Genomic DNA, 17,322 nt, shown 5'->3' on the forward strand with positions numbered 1-17,322 from the left:
CGATGCGTTACCTGCTGTGTCTGTTGTTCTGCCTGTTGGCCGGGGTCGCGCAAGCGGCACCGGCCGGCAAGGCCTACCTGAGCATCATCATCGACGACCTGGGCCAGAGCCCCGAACGTGACAGCCGCACGTTGGCCCTGCCCGGGCCGGTGACCATGGCGATCATGCCCGACACCCCGCACGCCACCGACTTCGCACGCCAGGCGCACAAGGCCGGCAAGACCGTGATCCTGCACATGCCCATGGACCCGGCCACCGGGCCATACGCCTGGCACCCTGGTGTGCCGCTCGAAACGCTGGCCAAGCGCCTGGACATGGCGTTGAGCAAAGTCCCGTGCGCCGTGGGCGTGAATAACCACATGGGCAGCCGCATGACTGCCCAGGACGAGGCGATGGCCTGGCTGATGGCCGAGCTGCAGCGCCGTCACCTGTTTTTTGTAGACAGCCGCACCAGTGCCGCTACCGTAGCGGCGGCACATGCACAGAAAGTGGGCCTGGCGCAGGTCTCACGCGATGTGTTCCTGGACAATGAACGGACGCTCGAGGCGATCGACCAGCAGTTGCAACAGGGTGTCGCCCTTGCCCGTAAACAGGGCTCGGCAGTGCTGATCGGCCACCCGTATCCGCAGACACTGGCAGTATTGGCGCGGGAGTTGCCCCATCTGAAAAGCCAGGGCATCGAACTGATCAGCCTTGAGCAGATGATTGCCGAACGGGGCAACCAGACGATGCCCGCGCATCGCAGCCACCGTGCCGTCGCCCCGGCTGGCCAAGTCAGCGGAACGGAATGATGCCCCTGGCTTGGTCCAGGGTAAGTCTGCCGCGGTGCAGCCGCACCCCTGCAACTGCTGCTTGTTGGCTGCTCATCCGACGTTGGCTCCAGGTTTTGAGATGGCCCACGGTAAAGTCTTCGGGGAAGGCATCAGGCGAAGGCAAATGGAAATGCGCAGCCCAGAGGTTGCGGTTGCTTGGCAGCCGCAGGACACGGTATTCATCAAACACGCCACCATCCTGCATGGTCTGCCTGGCAATGTATTCAACCCGAATCAAGCCTTCATCATGCAGAAAACGCAACGCTGCGGCCGTCGGATAGTTGGTATCGGTGTACAGCATCGTCAGCTGAAGCTTCTTCTCGTGGCGCAGGGTGTCGGCTTCACGCTCCAAGGCTCTTATCAGCGCATCATTGCCCCTTGCATCTCGCACGACGCCAGCAGCCTGATCCAGCTTGGCCAGTTGCTGGTCAAAGGCCTGGATGACCAAAGGGGCTTTGATATCGCCCTGTATATAGCCGCTGACCTTGGCTCGCACGGCGTGGCTCTGCTCTAGCAAAGTCTGGACCCACATGGGTAAGTCACCCGGAGCGTCTTCTTCGGTCACCGATGGGCGCTGGCTGACACGCTGCACCCACTGGCCCTGCACCCTGTCGAAAATCGCCAGCAGCTTCTCGCTGAACGCTTCACGTACCTCGACCACAGGTTGCCCCTCTATCTCGACCTGCGTGCCAATCATCAGCTGGCCTTCGTGGTTACGCACGACCCGCTGTTGCTCACTGGAAACCAAGTAAGGCACACGCCTGCCCGCGCCCCCAGCGTCCGCCCGCTGTAGCGCGGCGACCAGGCGTTGACCTGCATCGAGCTTCAATTGCTCGACGTGTTGGCGGTACCGCTCAAGCATGCCAGGCTCGATCAACTCGCCGCCATCACGAAGGATGCGAGCACTGTCGACCAGTGCAGCAGAGTACTCGTCCCATGCCTCTTGCAGGATCACCACCCGATCTTCTGTCGAGAGATTGGCTAGATCCAGCTCCCCGTGCGCATCGGCAGCATTGCGCAAGGACAGCCCAACCAGCTCGTCCCGATACCCGGAAAGGGCCTGTTGCCCGTAAGCCGCGTCCAGGTGCAGCGCCAGGTCGGCCAAGTTCTGAATCTGGTGGAAGCGCAACTGGACGGTGGTGAATTTGCGCTCTCGGATCAGTTGCCCGACCGTTCTCTGCTGTTCGGGAATCACCGAAGTGATGACCAGCTCATCCGGCGATTTGGCCAGCAAGTCATCCAGCAAGCTGCACATAGCGAGCATACGGTCCTGGTAATCAGCAACGATCGCCAGACGTTCGCGGAGCGCGGCGTATTGTTCGCCGACTTCCGCGATGGGCTGACCATCAAGGTTCTCTTGCAGCACGCCGAGCTGAGGGTAGTCCGCAAGGATCTGGAATTCGTTGAAAATGAATTGGCTGTCACGAATCAGGTCGACTCGGGTGGTGGCCTGATGCTGCTCAAGCACCTGCTCCCAGCGGCCAGCCTTGCGCAGGGTCGCATATTTGCCTTCGCCCATTGCCGATAGTAGCGCCAGGCGCTCCTGCCCCTTGCGCACGGCTGCTTCCAGTGTCGTAGCCGACAGCTCCCGCTTTTGCACGATAAGGGCGTTCAACGAGGCGATTTTCTCGTCATACTTCACTGCCAGCGATTGCAAGCGCGCCAAGTCATCGGTTACCGGTGCCGAGTCGATCTGCGCCCGCAAATTGCGCCGCAGCCGCTGTACGGCTTCAAGTTCGCGGCCAGTAGAGACCACATCAGCGCCTGCCTCGGCCACGCGCAGCCTGACATCGGCGATCTCAAGGTCCAGGCGCGAAACCTGCTCATGCAGGGTGTTGAAGCGTGCGGCAACCCGGGCCTTGCCGGTTGGCGCCCCTCCGGCCAGGCGCAATGCGGTATCGACGCGCCAGGCATCGTCGGCGAACGTGATCCAGGGCCCCGGCGTGCCTTTGCCATCAGTTACTCGCACCCCCCCTGGCAAAACCTGCACACGGTAGACGTCACCTGCCATGGCGACATAGTGATTTCCCTCGATGCGGTACAACCCCGCATGCACCCCTTGAGGTAGCGGCCGCAGACCATTGACCGACACGCTTGAGTGCATGGCCTGCAACTGTTGACGTTGCGCCGGCGGCAACCAGTTGAATCCCTGCTGGCCGCGCCACGAAAAGTCCACCGCCTGCCCCGCAAAGGTGGCGGGTGGCTGCTCGGTGGGCTTGACCGCCACTTCGCTGAACGCCCCTGTCTGCACTCGGGAACCTTCATAACTCAGGGTCAAAGGGTCGGCCTTGGGCGCTGCTGCCCCCCTGGGCTGATGGGCGTGCAGCAGTACCATGGAGAGATTCAGCAACAGGTCCGCCACGGCAGCAGGGCGGTCGAAATCGCCGCCCTGCTCCAGCGCCGTGAGGTCATGCTGCAAAGAGGTGAGCAGCTGCACGAGCCAGGCAGCGGTTGCAACTGGGCCGCGTACCAGCAGCGTCGCCACATTGAATAACAGCCAGGCCCCTTCGCAGAGGAGCGCCCAGCGGCTTTCGGCGGTGGACATGGATTGCAGGTCTGCCAGCTCGATCAGCAAATCAGCATTGTCTTTGTAGAAGTGCTCGTCGAGGTCGCGGCGCCACAACTTGATGTCGAGCATGGCCGGGCCTGGACGTTCGGGCAATGCGTAGGGGTCGATGCCCAGGCTGACGATATGCGGCTCGGTGAAACCGCCGTCTTGATAAGTACTTTGCGCTTCAGGTGCCATCCAGTCGAGGATGCTCTCTTGCAGCAACGGCGAATCGCGCACGTGCTCAAGCAAGGCGTCGAGGCTCGCATATTCGCGAACGGTGTCCTGACGATACAACGGACGGTACAACAACACTCGACGCGGCTCGGCGCAAAACAGCACGTACATGCCACGCACCGCGTCCGCGTGCGAAGTGGTGGCGCTGCGCCGGAATGCCAGGGGGAACATAGACACTCTAGGCGTTTGCGGATCCACATGGCCGGCGCAAAAATCCACCACACACTGCAAGCCGGTTTCAGACACCTTTTTATCCAGCAGCCCAGTCAGGGCACTCGCCAACAATGCGCTTCGCCACTCCTTGGCGAAACGCCTCACGCGTTCGGTGCGCCCGGCTGCATCATTGAGTTGAGCAGCGACGTAAGCAGGGTACCGCCCGCCGATATCCATTTCGCTTACCAACTGTGCAGCGCTGTTTGCGGTCAGCCAGGCTGGCCCAGCTGCGCCGTTTCGCCGATGGGTCCGTTTGATGAAAGCGCCCTTGAGCGAAGCAAGGTTGCCGATGGCGAACTGGGTAAGGGTCTTGCTGCCGACAAACACCAGCGGCTCTCCGCCACCTGCGCCTGTTGCTGCGCCGCCCGGGACCCCACGGGCCAGGTATAGATCCAGCAGCAAATCATCAGGAGAGCTGTCATCGCCATAGGCCCGGGCAATCCGCTCACTCAACTGTTGGCTGGCGTACTCCGTCAATGGCTGGATGCCATCCAGCGCCGACATGCCGTCGGCATCCATGTGATGCAGTGCCAACTGCAGCAAGGCAGCGCGGCATGCAAAGCTGTCCTGCGGGGCGCTGGCAGCAATGCCAGGAGGCGGTGCGACCGCTGCGGTGTCATCTTCGTAGCGTACGAACCAGGCCGCTGGATCGCTCAGCTGCGCGTAGGCCTGCTCAACCTCCACACTACTCGCCTGAGCGTCGTGGCGTAACAGGTCGATGCGTTCAAACATGCCGTCGAGCAGCAGCGACACCTGTTGGGCAAATACATTGCCCTCGACGGCGCAGCGGGTCCAGTTGAGGCTGTCGAAGCTGTAGCGTTGGGCCAATTCGTCGCGCAAGCCTTTGCCGAACGCGGACAGAGAAGCAAAACTGCGGACAAACCCCGACGGCGCGCACCACAACACCCTCGGTCGGGTGTCGGACTCGCCGATGACAAGCAGGTTGCTGAGCCTCTCCCGATAGCGCAGTGACCCATTTCCCATCTCGGCCTGCACAACAAACACCGACGGCTGCCCTTCGCCACCGGCAACCAGGCGGCGCAGGCAAGTCTGCTCCTCTTTGTCCAGGCCTTGCAGCGGCAGACCGCGCAACAGGGCGGTGCGCAGCAACAATTGCAACCAGCTGTCCCGGCTAACGCCAGCGCTACCCTTCGCTCGCCAATAGTCCAGCTGCGCTTCACAAAACCGTTGCGGCAACTGTTCAAGCAGTTCATTGAGCGAGGCCGACAAACCGGCCAGTTGTCGCGTTGCAAATTCACTGTCCGAGCCTGCAAAGCGATAGTCTGCCGTCAAGCCAAGCTTGTAATGGCGCTCGCCGATTGGCTCCAGGTCCAGCTCGCCTGGGCCAAGCAGCGCTTCGAGCACTCTGTCGAGCAACGGCTGCGTGGTCCAGTAAGGTGTTTCGGGGTCTGGGCTATCGAGCATCAACGGGTCGGCATCCGGCAGCGCAGGCGTTACGTAGGCAAGCCACGGCAGCTCAGCCAGCAAGACCTTCAACAGCTGGCGACTCGCCACTTGGCGTAACGTCGGACGGTCGGAAAACTGCCTGGCCGCAGCGTACTGGAAGTCGAAGGCGGGATGGTTCATGTGCAGCACCTTTGGGCAAAACCAGCAAGGTGCCTTGGCGGTGTCAACCGCGTGGGATACATAATGCTTGGGCAAAAAAAAGGCCTTGCACACGGCAAGGCCCTTCTTACTAGCGTGGCTCAGCTGTACACACGCCCCAGCAACTGGCGGTGGCTTTCAAACTGGTCCAGCACATCACGCACGATCTGCTCAGGCGCAAAGCCCATCAGGTCGTACTCTTGGCTGCCATCGTGCAAGTACACCTCGGCACGGTAGAAGCGCTGGCGCACTTCCGGCTCGCCTTCCACCGGTGCTTCGCTCGGTGCGGCCATGTAGCCGTCCAGGCTCACTTCGTAAACGAACGGGTTGCCCTCGTCCATCATCACCCGCAGGCCCATCATGTTGCGCGACTGGCCAACGCGGGTTTCCACCTCGAAGCCCAGGGTCTGCAGCTGCGCAGCGGCCTCTTTCAGCGCCGGGCTGACCTGCTTGTCCATGAAACGCTGCACCACGGCCTGGGTCGGCTGCAGCTCGAGCTGGGACAGACGCTCGCTGAAGCCGCGACGACCACGGGCGGCCAGCTCGGCACGCTCCTGCTCGACCGCCACGTCCTGCTTCATGGCCTTGTACAGGCCGAACATGAACAGCACCAGCACCACCGAGAACGGCAGGCCTGCCAGCACCACCATGGTCTGCATGGCTTCGAAGTTACCGGCAAACAGCAGGCCGATGGTGACCAGGGTAATGACCACCGACCAGAACACCACCATCCAGTGCGGGGCGTCTTCGTCGACCTTGCCGCCTTTGCACGACAGGTTGGCCATCATCACCGCGCCGGAGTCGGCCGGGGTGAGGAACAGCACGAAGCCGACGAACACCGCCACACCGATCACGATCTTCGCCGCCGGGAAATATTCCAGCAGCTGGTAGATCGACATCGACGGCTGTTCCAGCGCAGTCTTGCCCAGCTCTACAGCGCCCTGGTTGATCACCAGGTCCAGCGCGGTGTTGCCGAAGATCGACAGCCAGGCCAGGGTAAAGCCCAGCGGGATCAGCAGCACGCCCATGACCAGCTGGCGCACGGTGCGGCCCTTGGAGATACGGGCAATGAACATGCCGACGAACGGGCCCCAGGAAATCCACCAGGCCCAGTAGAACACGGTCCACAGGCCCAGCCAGCGCTCGGACTTGCCGGCTTCGCCTTCGTACACGTACAGGTCGAAGGTTTTCAGCACGATACCGTTCAGGTAGTCGCCGACGTTCTGCACGAAGCCATTGAGCAGGTGCAGGGTTTCGCCGCCCAGCAACACGAAGATCAGCAGGCCGCTGAACAGCGCAATGTTCAGGTTGGACAGGCGGCGGATGCCGTTTTCCACACCCGAAACCGCTGCCACGGTAGCCACGCCAGCCATGACCAGGATCACCACCAGCAGGTTGGTCTTGCTGTGGTCCATGCCGAACAGGTATTCCAGGCCGGACGACACCTGCATCGAGCCGATACCCAGGTTGGTCACCAGGCCCAGGAGGGTGACGAACATGCCGAAGATGTCCACGGCATTGCCCGCGGCACCTTTGACCCAACGCTCACCGACCAGCGGGTACAGCGCCGAGCGCAGGGCCAGGGGCTGGTTGTGGCGGTAGGCGAAGTAACCCACGGCCAGGCCGACCAGGGCGTAGATCGCCCATCCATGCAGGCCCCAGTGCAGGAAGGTCAGCTGCAGGCCCTGGCGCGCAGCTTCGAGGCTGGCCGGGGTGCCTTCCGGTGGGTTGAAGTAGTGGTCCAGCGGCTCGGAAGCGCCGAAGTACAGCAGCGAGATACCGATACCGGAGGAGAACAGCATGCCGGCCCAGGCGCCGTAGCTGAAGTCCGGCTGGTCGTCCTTGCCGCCCAGCTTGAGGCTGCCGTAGTCGGAGAAGGCCAGGTAGACGACGAACACCAGGTAGCCGCAGATGACCAGCATGTAGTACCAGCCAAAAGTGCGCGTCAGCCACTTCTGGGCCACGCCCAGCACCTGGCCGGCGGTTTCGGGTACAGCGATCAGCAAGGCAGTCAGAACAAGGATCATCAGCGCGGAGGTGAAGAACACCACGCGGTTGACCCGGACCCTCTCGGCGGGGGGCTTGGTAAGTGAGGCAGAACTCATTGCACGAATGCTCCGGGCAGTGCGGCGGTGGAGGCTAATCAGTCTTTCCCGAGCAATTGGTGGAATATCCCCACTGCGTCAGGTGTTATAAAAGCACCCTGGAAACCGTGATCCCGAATCGATACGTTGCAAAAAAACAGACAGGTGGCCTGCTGAAAATGCCACACCTCATGCCGAGGTGCGCGCATTCGTCACAGATCACCCCGCCCGCTCCAAGGGCCTGTCGCAGGGCCTGTGGCCGCACGGCAGAATCTGCATTTCGCATCGCTCATGCCCGTCAACGCCTTGTATTCCGGGGGTTACGCGATTTCCTGGGGTGTCAATCCATGCCTGCTCGACGGCCTGAAAAACTGTCAATGGCACAAATTGTCGCAGAGCTTATTCTTTATTGATTGAACGTTCAATCAAAACAAAATAGACTGGCCTTCGCCGAGTCAGCCGCATGTCGTCTGCTCGAAGAGGCCTGAGGAGATAGCAAGATGCCCAAGGTCGGTATGCAACCCATCCGCCGCCAGCAGTTGATCGAAGCCACGTTGCTGGCGGTCGATCAGGTCGGTCTGGGGGACGCCAGCATTGCGCTGATTGCCCGTTTGGCCGGTGTGTCGAACGGCATCATCAGTCACTACTTTCGGGACAAGAACGGCCTGATTGCAGCGACGATGGGTTACATCATGAGCATGCTCAACGAAGGCGTTCGAGCACGTCGCCAGGCCCTGACGGACGACAGCCCGCGCGCTCACCTGAAAGTGATCATCGAGGGCAACTTCGATGCCAGCCAGGTGAACGGCCCGGCAATGAAAACCTGGTTGGCCTTCTGGGCCTCCAGCATGCACCAGCCCGATTTGCACAGGTTGCAGCGGATCAACGACCACCGCTTGTATTCCAACCTGTGTTGCCAGTTTCGCCGCGCCCTGCCGCTTTACCATGCGCGCAAGGCAGCCCGCGGCCTGGCGGCTTTGATCGACGGCCTGTGGCTGCGTGGTGCCCTGTCGGGTGATGCATTCGACACCGACCAGGCGATACGGATTGCTTACGAATACATGGATCTACAACTGGCTAAGCAGCACACCCTGGCTACCAACGACCAGGTTGCTGACCCAGCGCGCACAGCCCTTGCCAACCCGGCAGGAGCGTGACGCGCAAGCCAAACCACACACTGCACTTGCGAGGACACTATGGCCCGTTTCGGAACGCAAAAACTCTACATTGATGGCGCATACGTCGACGCTGGCAGCGATGCCACTTTCGAAGCCATCAACCCGGCTACCGGCGAAGTCCTCGCCCACGTGCAACGTGCAACAGAGGCTGACGTCGAGAAAGCCGTCGAAAGCGCCGAGCGTGGCCAGAAAGTCTGGGCTGCGATGACTGCCATGCAGCGTTCGCGCATCCTGCGCCGCGCCGTCGACATCCTGCGCGAGCGCAACGATGAGCTGGCCATGCTGGAAACCCTGGACACCGGCAAGTCGTACTCGGAAACCCGCTACGTCGACATCGTCACCGGCGCCGACGTGCTGGAATACTACGCAGGCCTGGTACCGGCCATCGAAGGCGAGCAGATCCCGCTGCGTGAATCGTCCTTCGTCTACACCCGCCGCGAGCCGCTGGGCGTGACCGTGGGTATCGGTGCCTGGAACTACCCGATCCAGATCGCCCTGTGGAAATCTGCCCCGGCCCTGGCCGCTGGCAACGCAATGATCTTCAAGCCGTCGGAAGTCACTTCGCTGACCACCCTGAAACTGGCCGAGATCTACACCGAAGCCGGCCTGCCAAACGGCGTGTTCAACGTGCTGACTGGCAGCGGCCGCGAAGTCGGCACCTGGCTGACCGAGCACCCGCGCATCGAGAAAGTCTCCTTCACCGGCGGCACCACCACCGGCAAGAAGGTCATGGCCAGCGCCTCGAGCTCGTCGCTCAAGGAAGTCACCATGGAACTGGGCGGCAAGTCGCCCCTGATCATCTGCGCCGACGCCGACCTGGACAAGGCCGCCGACATCGCCATGATGGCCAACTTCTACAGCTCGGGCCAGGTGTGCACCAACGGCACCCGCGTGTTCATCCCGGCTGAAATGAAAGCGGCCTTCGAAGCCAAGATCGCCGAGCGCGTTGCCCGCATCCGCGTTGGCAACCCGGAAGACGAAAACACCAACTTCGGCCCGCTGGTCAGCTTCCAGCACATGGAAAGCGTGCTGGGCTACATCGCCAAGGGCAAGGAAGAAGGTGCCCGCGTACTGTGTGGCGGCGAGCGTCTGACCGCCGGTGACTTCGCCAACGGCGCCTTCGTGGCCCCGACCGTATTCACCGACTGCACCGACGACATGACCATCGTCAAGGAAGAGATCTTCGGCCCGGTGATGAGCATCCTCACCTACGAAACCGAAGAAGAAGTCATCCGCCGTGCCAACGACACCGACTACGGCCTGGCCGCCGGTGTCTGCACCAACGACATCACCCGCGCCCACCGCATCATCCACAAGCTTGAAGCCGGCATCTGCTGGATCAACGCCTGGGGTGAATCGCCGGCCGAAATGCCGGTCGGTGGCTACAAGCAGTCGGGCGTCGGCCGTGAGAACGGCGTCAGCTCGCTGGCTCAATACACTCGCATCAAGTCGGTCCAGGTCGAGCTGGGCGGCTACAACTCGGTCTTCTAAGGCCCTGTAAAGCCCCGCCCGTGCCGCTGCGCACGGGCGTTCCCGCTCCCTGATCACCGCCAACACGAGGGTACTTTCATGTCCCAAGAATTCGATTACATCATCGTCGGTGCCGGTTCCGCCGGTAACACCCTGGCAACCCGCCTGACCGAAGACGCCGGCGTCACCGTATTGCTGCTGGAAGCCGGTGGCCCCGACTACCGCTTCGACTTCCGCACCCAGATGCCAGCTGCGCTGGCCTTCCCGCTGCAGGGCCGCCGCTACAACTGGGCCTACGAGACCGATCCGGAGCCGTTCATGGACGGCCGCCGCATGGAGTGCGGTCGCGGTAAGGGCCTGGGTGGCTCGTCGCTGATCAACGGCATGTGCTACATCCGCGGCAACGCCATGGACTTCGACGGCTGGGCGGAACTGCCAGGCCTCGAGGACTGGACTTACCTCGACTGCCTGCCGTACTTCCGTAAAGCCGAAACGCGCGACATCGGCCCCAACGACTACCACGGTGGCGAAGGCCCGGTCAGCGTTGCCACGCCAAAAGCCGGCAACAACCCACTGTTCCACGCCATGGTCGAAGCCGGCGTGCAAGCCGGCTACCCACGCACCGAAGACCTCAACGGCTACCAGCAGGAAGGCTTCGGCCCGATGGACCGTTCGGTCACCAAGAACGGCCGCCGTTCCAGCACCGCCCGCGGCTACCTGGACCAAGCCAAGAAGCGCCCGAACCTGACCATCGTCACCCACGCCCTCAGCGACCGTGTGCTGTTCGACGGCAAGCGCGCCGTTGGCGTGACCTACCTGGTCGGCGACAGCGAAGAGCGTGTAGAAGCCCGTGCGCGCAAGGAAGTGATCGTCAGCTCCGGCGCCATCGCTTCGCCACAGCTGCTGCAGCGTTCCGGCGTTGGCCCGCGCGCCCTGCTGGAAAGCCTCGACATCCCGGTCGTGCACGACCTGCCGGGCGTTGGCGAAAACCTGCAGGACCACCTTGAGCTGTACCTGCAGTACGCCTGCACCCAGCCGGTATCGCTGTACCCATCGCTGCTGTGGTGGAACCAGCCGGCCATCGGTGCCGAGTGGATGTTCAAAGGCACCGGCATCGGCGCCAGCAACCAGTTCGAGGCCGGTGGTTTCATCCGCACCCGCCCTGAGTTCGAGTGGCCGAACATTCAGTACCACTTCCTGCCGGTCGCGATTAACTACAACGGCTCCAATGGCGTGAAGGAACACGGCTTCCAGGCGCACATGGGCTCGATGCGTTCGCCAAGCCGTGGTCGTATCCAGGCCAAGTCGAAGGACCCGCGCCAGCATCCGAGCATCCTGTTCAACTACATGGCCACAGAGCAGGACTGGCAGGAGTTCCGTGACGGCATCCGCCTGACCCGCGAAATCATGGCCCAGCCGGCGCTGGACCCCTACCGCGGCCGCGAGATCAGCCCGGGCGCCCACGTGCAAACCGACGAAGAACTGGACAAGTTCATCCGCGAGCACGCCGAAACCGCCTTCCACCCGTCCTGCTCGTGCAAGATGGGCACCGACGATATGGCCGTGGTCGATGGCGAAGGCCGCGTGCACGGTATGAAAGGCCTGCGTGTGGTCGATGCGTCGATCATGCCGATCATCATCACCGGCAACCTCAACGCCACCACCATCATGATCGCCGAGAAAATCTCGGACAAGATCCGCAACCGCAAGCCGTTGCCGCGCAGCACCGCCAAGTACTACAAGGCCAACGGTGCACCGGTGAAGGGCAAGCCAATGCGTGAGGTGAAGCAGGCGTAAGCCTGCCCCGGCCCTTTCGCGGCTAAAGCCGCTCTTACAGGAATAGGTTACCCCTTGTAGGAGCGGGTTCACCCGCGAATAGGCCCGCATAGGCAACACAACAAAAGGCACCCACCGCGGTGCCTTTTGCACATCTGCAGAAACGCTTTACATGCTGGCAATTCATCAGGTTAGAATCGATTGGCACGCGACTTGCCAAGTCAAGGAGCCAAGCCCCCCTTTCCCGCGATATCCCGGAGTACCTGCCTTTGGATGCAAGCACCATCAACAGCCTGTTCCTGATCGGCGCATTGCTGGTGGGCGCAAGTATCCTGGTCAGTTCGCTGTCGTCGCGCCTGGGCATCCCTATCCTGGTCATCATCCTCGCGGTCGGCATGGTCGCCGGTGTCGATGGCGGCGGCATCATCTTCAACAACTACCCGACTGCCTACCTGGTGGGCAACCTGGCCCTGGCCGTGATCCTGCTCGACGGCGGGCTGCGCACGCGCGTAGCGAGCTTCCGCGTGGCGCTATGGCCGGCGCTGTCGCTGGCCACCGTCGGGGTCATGATCACCACGGCACTCACCGGCCTGGTCGCCGCCTGGCTGTTCAACCTGAGCCTGATCCAGGGCCTGCTGATCGGCGCCATCGTCGGCTCCACCGATGCTGCTGCGGTGTTCTCGCTGCTTGGCGGCAAGGGCCTGAACGAGCGGGTGACTGCCACCCTGGAAATCGAATCGGGCAGCAACGACCCGATGGCGGTGTTCCTTACCGTCACCCTGATCGACATGATCGCCAGCGGCCAGACCGGCCTGCACTGGAGCCTGCTCACGCACCTGTTGCGTGAATTCGGCATCGGCGGGCTATTGGGCCTGGGCGGTGGCTGGCTGATGCTGCAACTGGTCAACCGCATCAACCTGGCCGGCGGCCTGTACCCGATTCTGGTGGTGGCCGGCGGCCTGGTGGTGTTCTCGCTGACCAACGCCCTGCACGGCAGCGGCTTCCTCGCCGTGTACCTGTGCGGCCTGGTACTGGGCAACAAACCGATCCGCAGCCGCCACGGCATCCTGCACATGCTCGACGGCATGGCCTGGCTGGCGCAGATCGGCATGTTCCTGGTACTGGGGCTGTTGGTCACACCACACGACCTGCTGCCCATCGCCTTGCCGGCGCTGGGCCTGGCGCTGTGGATGATCCTGGTGGCACGGCCATTGTCGGTAGTCGCGGCACTGCTGCCGTTCAAGGCCTTCCACGGCCGCGAAAAGGGCTTTATCTCCTGGGTCGGCCTGCGCGGCGCGGTACCGATCATCCTTGCGGTGTTCCCGCTGATGGCCGGCCTGCCGGACGCCCAGCTGTTCTTCAACCTGGCCTTCTTCATCGTGCTGGTGTCGCTGCTGGTGCAAGGCACCAGCCTGCCGTGGATGGCCAAGCTGCTGAAAGTGACGGTACCGCCAGACCCTGCACCGATCTCCCGCTCTGCACTGGAAGTGCACATCACCAGCGAGTGGGAAATGTTCGTCTACCGCCTGGGCAAGGAAAAGTGGTGCATCGGCGCCGCCCTGCGCGAGCTGAAAATGCCAGAAGGCACGCGGATTGCCGCGCTGTTCCGCGGCGAGCAACTGCTGCACCCCTCGGGCAGTACCGTGCTGGAAGTCGACGACATGCTCTGCGTGATCGGCCACGAACATAACCTGCCGGCGCTGGGCAAACTGTTCAGCCAGGCACCGCAGCGTGGCCTGGACTTGCGTTTCTTCGGCGACTTCGTGCTCGAAGGCGATGCCGAACTGGGTGCGGTGGCAGCCTTGTACGGCCTGAAACTGGACGGTTTGGACGCGAAAATGCCGCTGGCGCAGTTCATCCGACAGAAGGTCGGAGGCGCTCCAGTAGTAGGCGACCAGGTCGACTGGCATGGCACGATCTGGACCGTGGCGACCATGGACGGGAACAAGATCCAGAAAGTGGGCGTCAGATTCCCCGAAGGAACGCGACCCGGACCAGGATTGTTCCTCTAAACTTCGTTTCTGCCGGATCCACAAGTAGTCTGCCTATGTCCCTGCGCGTGTACCTTCGCACAGCCCTGCTCGGGCTGTGCCTGTCCCTTTCCTTTGCCGCCACCGCGGCGGAAGCCCCGACCACCGCCAGCATCCAGAACAGCCTCGACAAGATCGCCGAGCGCAAGCTGCCCGAAGCCGACCAGAAGGCCCTGCAGCAGGTGCTGGAACAGACCTTGAGCCTGCTGGCCAGCAAGGAAGACAACGAGAAGAAGCTGGCCGCGCTCAAGCAGCAGCTGACCAGCGCCCCGAAGGAAACCAGCGACAGCCAGAAAGAACTGGCCCGCCTCAAGGAAACCAAGGCGCAGCCGGTGGCCCAGCGCTACGGCAGCCTCAGCGTGCCGCAGCTGGAGCAGATGCTCAGCGAGCGCAACACTCAGCAGGGTGAGCTGCAGAAGGCGCTGTCTGAAGCCAATAGCCTGATCATCAACTCGCAAACCCGCCCCGAGCGCGCCCAGGCCGAGATCAGCAGCAGCCAGAGCCGTACCCAGCAGATCAACAACATCCTCAAGACCGGCAAAGACGGCGGCAAATCGATCAACGCCGACCAGCGCAACCAGCTGAACGCCGAACTGGCCGCGCTCAACGCGCTGACCCTGTTGCGCCGCCAAGAGCTGGCCGGCAACAGTTTGCTGCAAGACCTCGGCAACGCCCGTCACGATTTGCTGATCGAACGCGCCGCGCGCCTGGAGCAGGAAATCCAGGACCTGCAGACGCTGATCAACGACAAGCGCCTGGCCCAGTCCCAGGAAGCCGTTACCCAGCAATCGATCGAAGCCCAGAAGGCCGGCGGCAGCAGCCTGCTGGCCACCGAAAGCGCGGCCAACCTCAAGCTTTCCGACTACCTGCTGAAAAGTACCGACCGCCTCAACGAGCTGACCCAGCAGAACCTGCGCACCAAGCAGCAACTTGACAGCCTGACCCAGGCCGACCAGGCGCTGGATGAACAGATCAACGTGCTCAAGGGCAGCCTGCTGCTGTCGAAGATCCTCTACAAGCAGAAGCAGACCCTGCCGCACCTCAAGCTCGACCGTGACCTCGCCGACCAGATCGCCGACACCCGCCTGTACCAGTTCGAGATCAATCAGCAACGCGAGCAGATGAGCAGCCCGGGTACCTATGTCGACAAGCTGCTGGCCGGCCAGCCGCAGGAAGACGTGACCCCGCAGCTGCGCAAGGCCCTGCTGGAAGTGGCGATCACCCGCAGCGACCTGCTGGAACGGCTGAACCGCGAGCTGTCGGCGCTGCTCAACGAATCAATCACCCTGCAGCTCAACCAGAAGCAGCTGTTGGGCACCGCCCAGAGCCTGCGCACCACCCTCGACGAGCAGATGTTCTGGATCCCCAGCAACAAGCCGCTGGACTGGGACTGGCTGAGCTACGTGCCACAGCGCCTGGCCGACCAGGTCGCCAACCTGCCGTGGGGCTCCGGTCTCAAGGAACTGGCAGACGGCCTCAGCCAGCGCCCGCTGCTGTTCTTACCACTGTTGCTGGTGATCGGCGCCCTGCTGTGGCGGCGCAAGTACCTGTACCAACGGCTGGGCAAGGTGCACCAGGACATCGGTCATTTCCGCCGCGACAGCCAGTGGCACACGCCGCAGGCGATCCTCATCAACATTCTGCTGGCAATGCCGGTCAGCCTCGGCCTTGCCCTGTGCAGCTATGCGCTGCAGATCGATGCCCGCGGGCAGAACGCCAACCTCGGCGCCGCGCTCTGGCAACTGGCCCAGGCCTGGCTGGTGTTCTACACCGCCTATCGCATCCTCGCCCCAGGCGGCGTGGCCGAAGTCCACTTCCGCTGGCACAAGCCGCAGGTCGAGTTCCTGCGCGGCTGGGTACGGCGCCTGGGCACCGTGGTGCTAGCCCTGGTCGGCGTGGTGGCGGTGGCCGAACACCAGCCTTCGGCGCTGGCCGACGACGTGCTGGGCATCGGCGTGGTGCTGACCTGCTACGCACTGATGGCCTGGCTGCTCAGCCGCCTGCTGCTCAGCAGCCCGGCGCACCGCGACACCTCGTTGTTCCGCAGGGCCGTGGGCGTGGCCTTTACTGCCCTGCCCATCGCTCTGTTCGTCGCCGTGTGCTTCGGTTACTACTACACCGCACTGAAGCTCACCGACCGGCTGATCTACACCCTGTACCTGCTGCTGTTCTGGCTGGTGATCGAGGCGGCGTTCGTGCGCGGCCTGTCGGTGGCGGCGCGGCGCCTGGCCTACCAGCGCGCGCTGAGCAAGCGCGCGGCAGCCAAGGAAGGGCTAGACGGCGAAGTCATCACCGAAGAGCCAACGCTGGACATCGAACAGGTCAACCAGCAGTCGCTGCGCCTGATCCGCCTGGCCCTGCTCGGCGGCTTCATCGCCGGCCTGTACTGGGTATGGTCCGACCTGATCTCGGTGTTCGCCTACCTCAACAACTTCGTGCTCTACGAATACACCAGCGGCACCGGTGCCGCCGCCAGCATGGTGCCGATCAGCCTTGGCGACCTGCTGGGCGCGCTGGTAATCGTCGGCATCACCTTCGCCCTGGCCGGCAACTTGCCAGGCCTGCTGGAAGTGCTGGTGCTGTCACGCCTGAACCTGGCCCAGGGCAGTGCCTACGCCACCACCACGCTGCTGTCGTACACCATCGTCGGCGTTGGCATCGTCAGCACCCTGTCGACCCTGGGGGTCAGCTGGGACAAGCTGCAATGGCTGGTGGCCGCGTTGTCGGTGGGCCTGGGCTTCGGCATGCAGGAGATCTTTGCCAACTTCATCTCCGGCATCATGATCCTGTTCGAGCGCCCGGTGCGTATCGGCGACACCATCACCATCGGCAACCTGTCCGGCACGGTGAGCAAGATCCGCATCCGCGCCACCACCATCACCGACTTCGACCGCAAAGACATCATCGTCCCCAACAAGACCTTCATCACCGGCCAGCTGATCAACTGGTCGCTGACCGACACGGTGACCCGGGTAACGCTGAAGCTAGGCATCGACTACGGCTCCGACCTCGACCTGGTGCGCGACCTGCTGCTCAAGGGTGCGCATGAAAACCCGCGGGTGCTCAAGGACCCGGAACCGATCGTGTACTTCCTCAATTTTGGCGAAAGCTCGCTGGACCACGAACTGCGCATGCACGTGCGCGACCTGGGCGACCGCAACCCGACACTGGACGAACTCAACCGCTACATCAGCCGCGAGTTCAAGGCGCATGACATCAAGATCTCTGTTCGACAGGTGGAGGTGTTCCTGATGGACCCGAAAGGTGGCAAGCAGCAGCTGATACCGATGGAACAGCCGAAATCGGATGGCACTGCTTCGGCCTGAGTGGGCTCGAATACTTTATTCTGTGCAGAATTGCTGCGAGGGC

Annotated in this window: 8 protein-coding genes; 6 read left to right on the forward strand and 2 right to left on the reverse strand. The window is 62.7% G+C overall.

Translation table 11 applies throughout. The features are described 5' to 3' along the window. Positions 1-2: 2 nt before the first annotated feature. The gene (locus tag ACIP02_RS01145; RefSeq protein ID WP_400612406.1) at positions 3-791 is read left to right on the forward strand and encodes a divergent polysaccharide deacetylase family protein; all 789 of its coding nucleotides are present in this window, start codon (positions 3-5) and stop codon (positions 789-791) included. Here ACIP02_RS01145 and ACIP02_RS01150 read toward each other — a convergent pair. Both ACIP02_RS01150 and ACIP02_RS01155 read right to left on the reverse strand, forming a co-directional pair. Beyond that, positions 775-4,929: a hypothetical protein gene (locus ACIP02_RS01150; RefSeq protein ID WP_400612409.1), complete on the reverse strand. Its 4,155-nt coding sequence runs from the start codon at positions 4,927-4,929 to the stop codon at positions 775-777. The genes ACIP02_RS01145 and ACIP02_RS01150 overlap by 17 nt on opposite strands. Before the next feature lie 587 nt (positions 4,930-5,516). After that, on the reverse strand, positions 5,517-7,463 hold the full coding sequence (locus ACIP02_RS01155; RefSeq protein WP_400613236.1) for a BCCT family transporter: 1,947 nt from the start codon (positions 7,461-7,463) through the stop codon (positions 5,517-5,519). A gap of 536 nt (positions 7,464-7,999) precedes the next feature. Between ACIP02_RS01155 and betI the strand changes: the two genes are divergently transcribed. From betI to mscK, 5 genes are all read left to right on the forward strand, one after another. Continuing rightward, entirely contained in the window at positions 8,000-8,656 is a 657-nt protein-coding gene (gene betI / locus ACIP02_RS01160; RefSeq protein WP_400612411.1) for a transcriptional regulator BetI, read from the forward strand. 39 nt (positions 8,657-8,695) lie between these two features. Next, a complete protein-coding gene (betB, locus tag ACIP02_RS01165; RefSeq protein WP_400612413.1) occupies positions 8,696-10,168 on the forward strand; it encodes a betaine-aldehyde dehydrogenase in 1,473 nt (490 codons plus the stop codon). A 78-nt stretch (positions 10,169-10,246) separates the two neighbouring features. Continuing rightward, entirely contained in the window at positions 10,247-11,944 is a 1,698-nt protein-coding gene (gene betA, locus ACIP02_RS01170) for a choline dehydrogenase (RefSeq protein WP_400612415.1), read from the forward strand. 248 nt (positions 11,945-12,192) lie between these two features. Continuing rightward, positions 12,193-13,935, forward strand: coding sequence for a potassium/proton antiporter (locus tag ACIP02_RS01175; RefSeq protein ID WP_201201866.1), 1,743 nt, complete (start codon positions 12,193-12,195; stop codon positions 13,933-13,935). 35 nt (positions 13,936-13,970) lie between these two features. Beyond that, a complete protein-coding gene (gene mscK / locus ACIP02_RS01180; RefSeq protein WP_400612417.1) occupies positions 13,971-17,279 on the forward strand; it encodes a mechanosensitive channel MscK in 3,309 nt (1,102 codons plus the stop codon). The last annotated feature ends 43 nt before the right edge of the window (positions 17,280-17,322 follow it).

It is taken from the genome of Pseudomonas sp. NPDC089408 (genome assembly GCF_044749445.1).
Lineage (GTDB): Bacteria > Pseudomonadota > Gammaproteobacteria > Pseudomonadales > Pseudomonadaceae > Aquipseudomonas.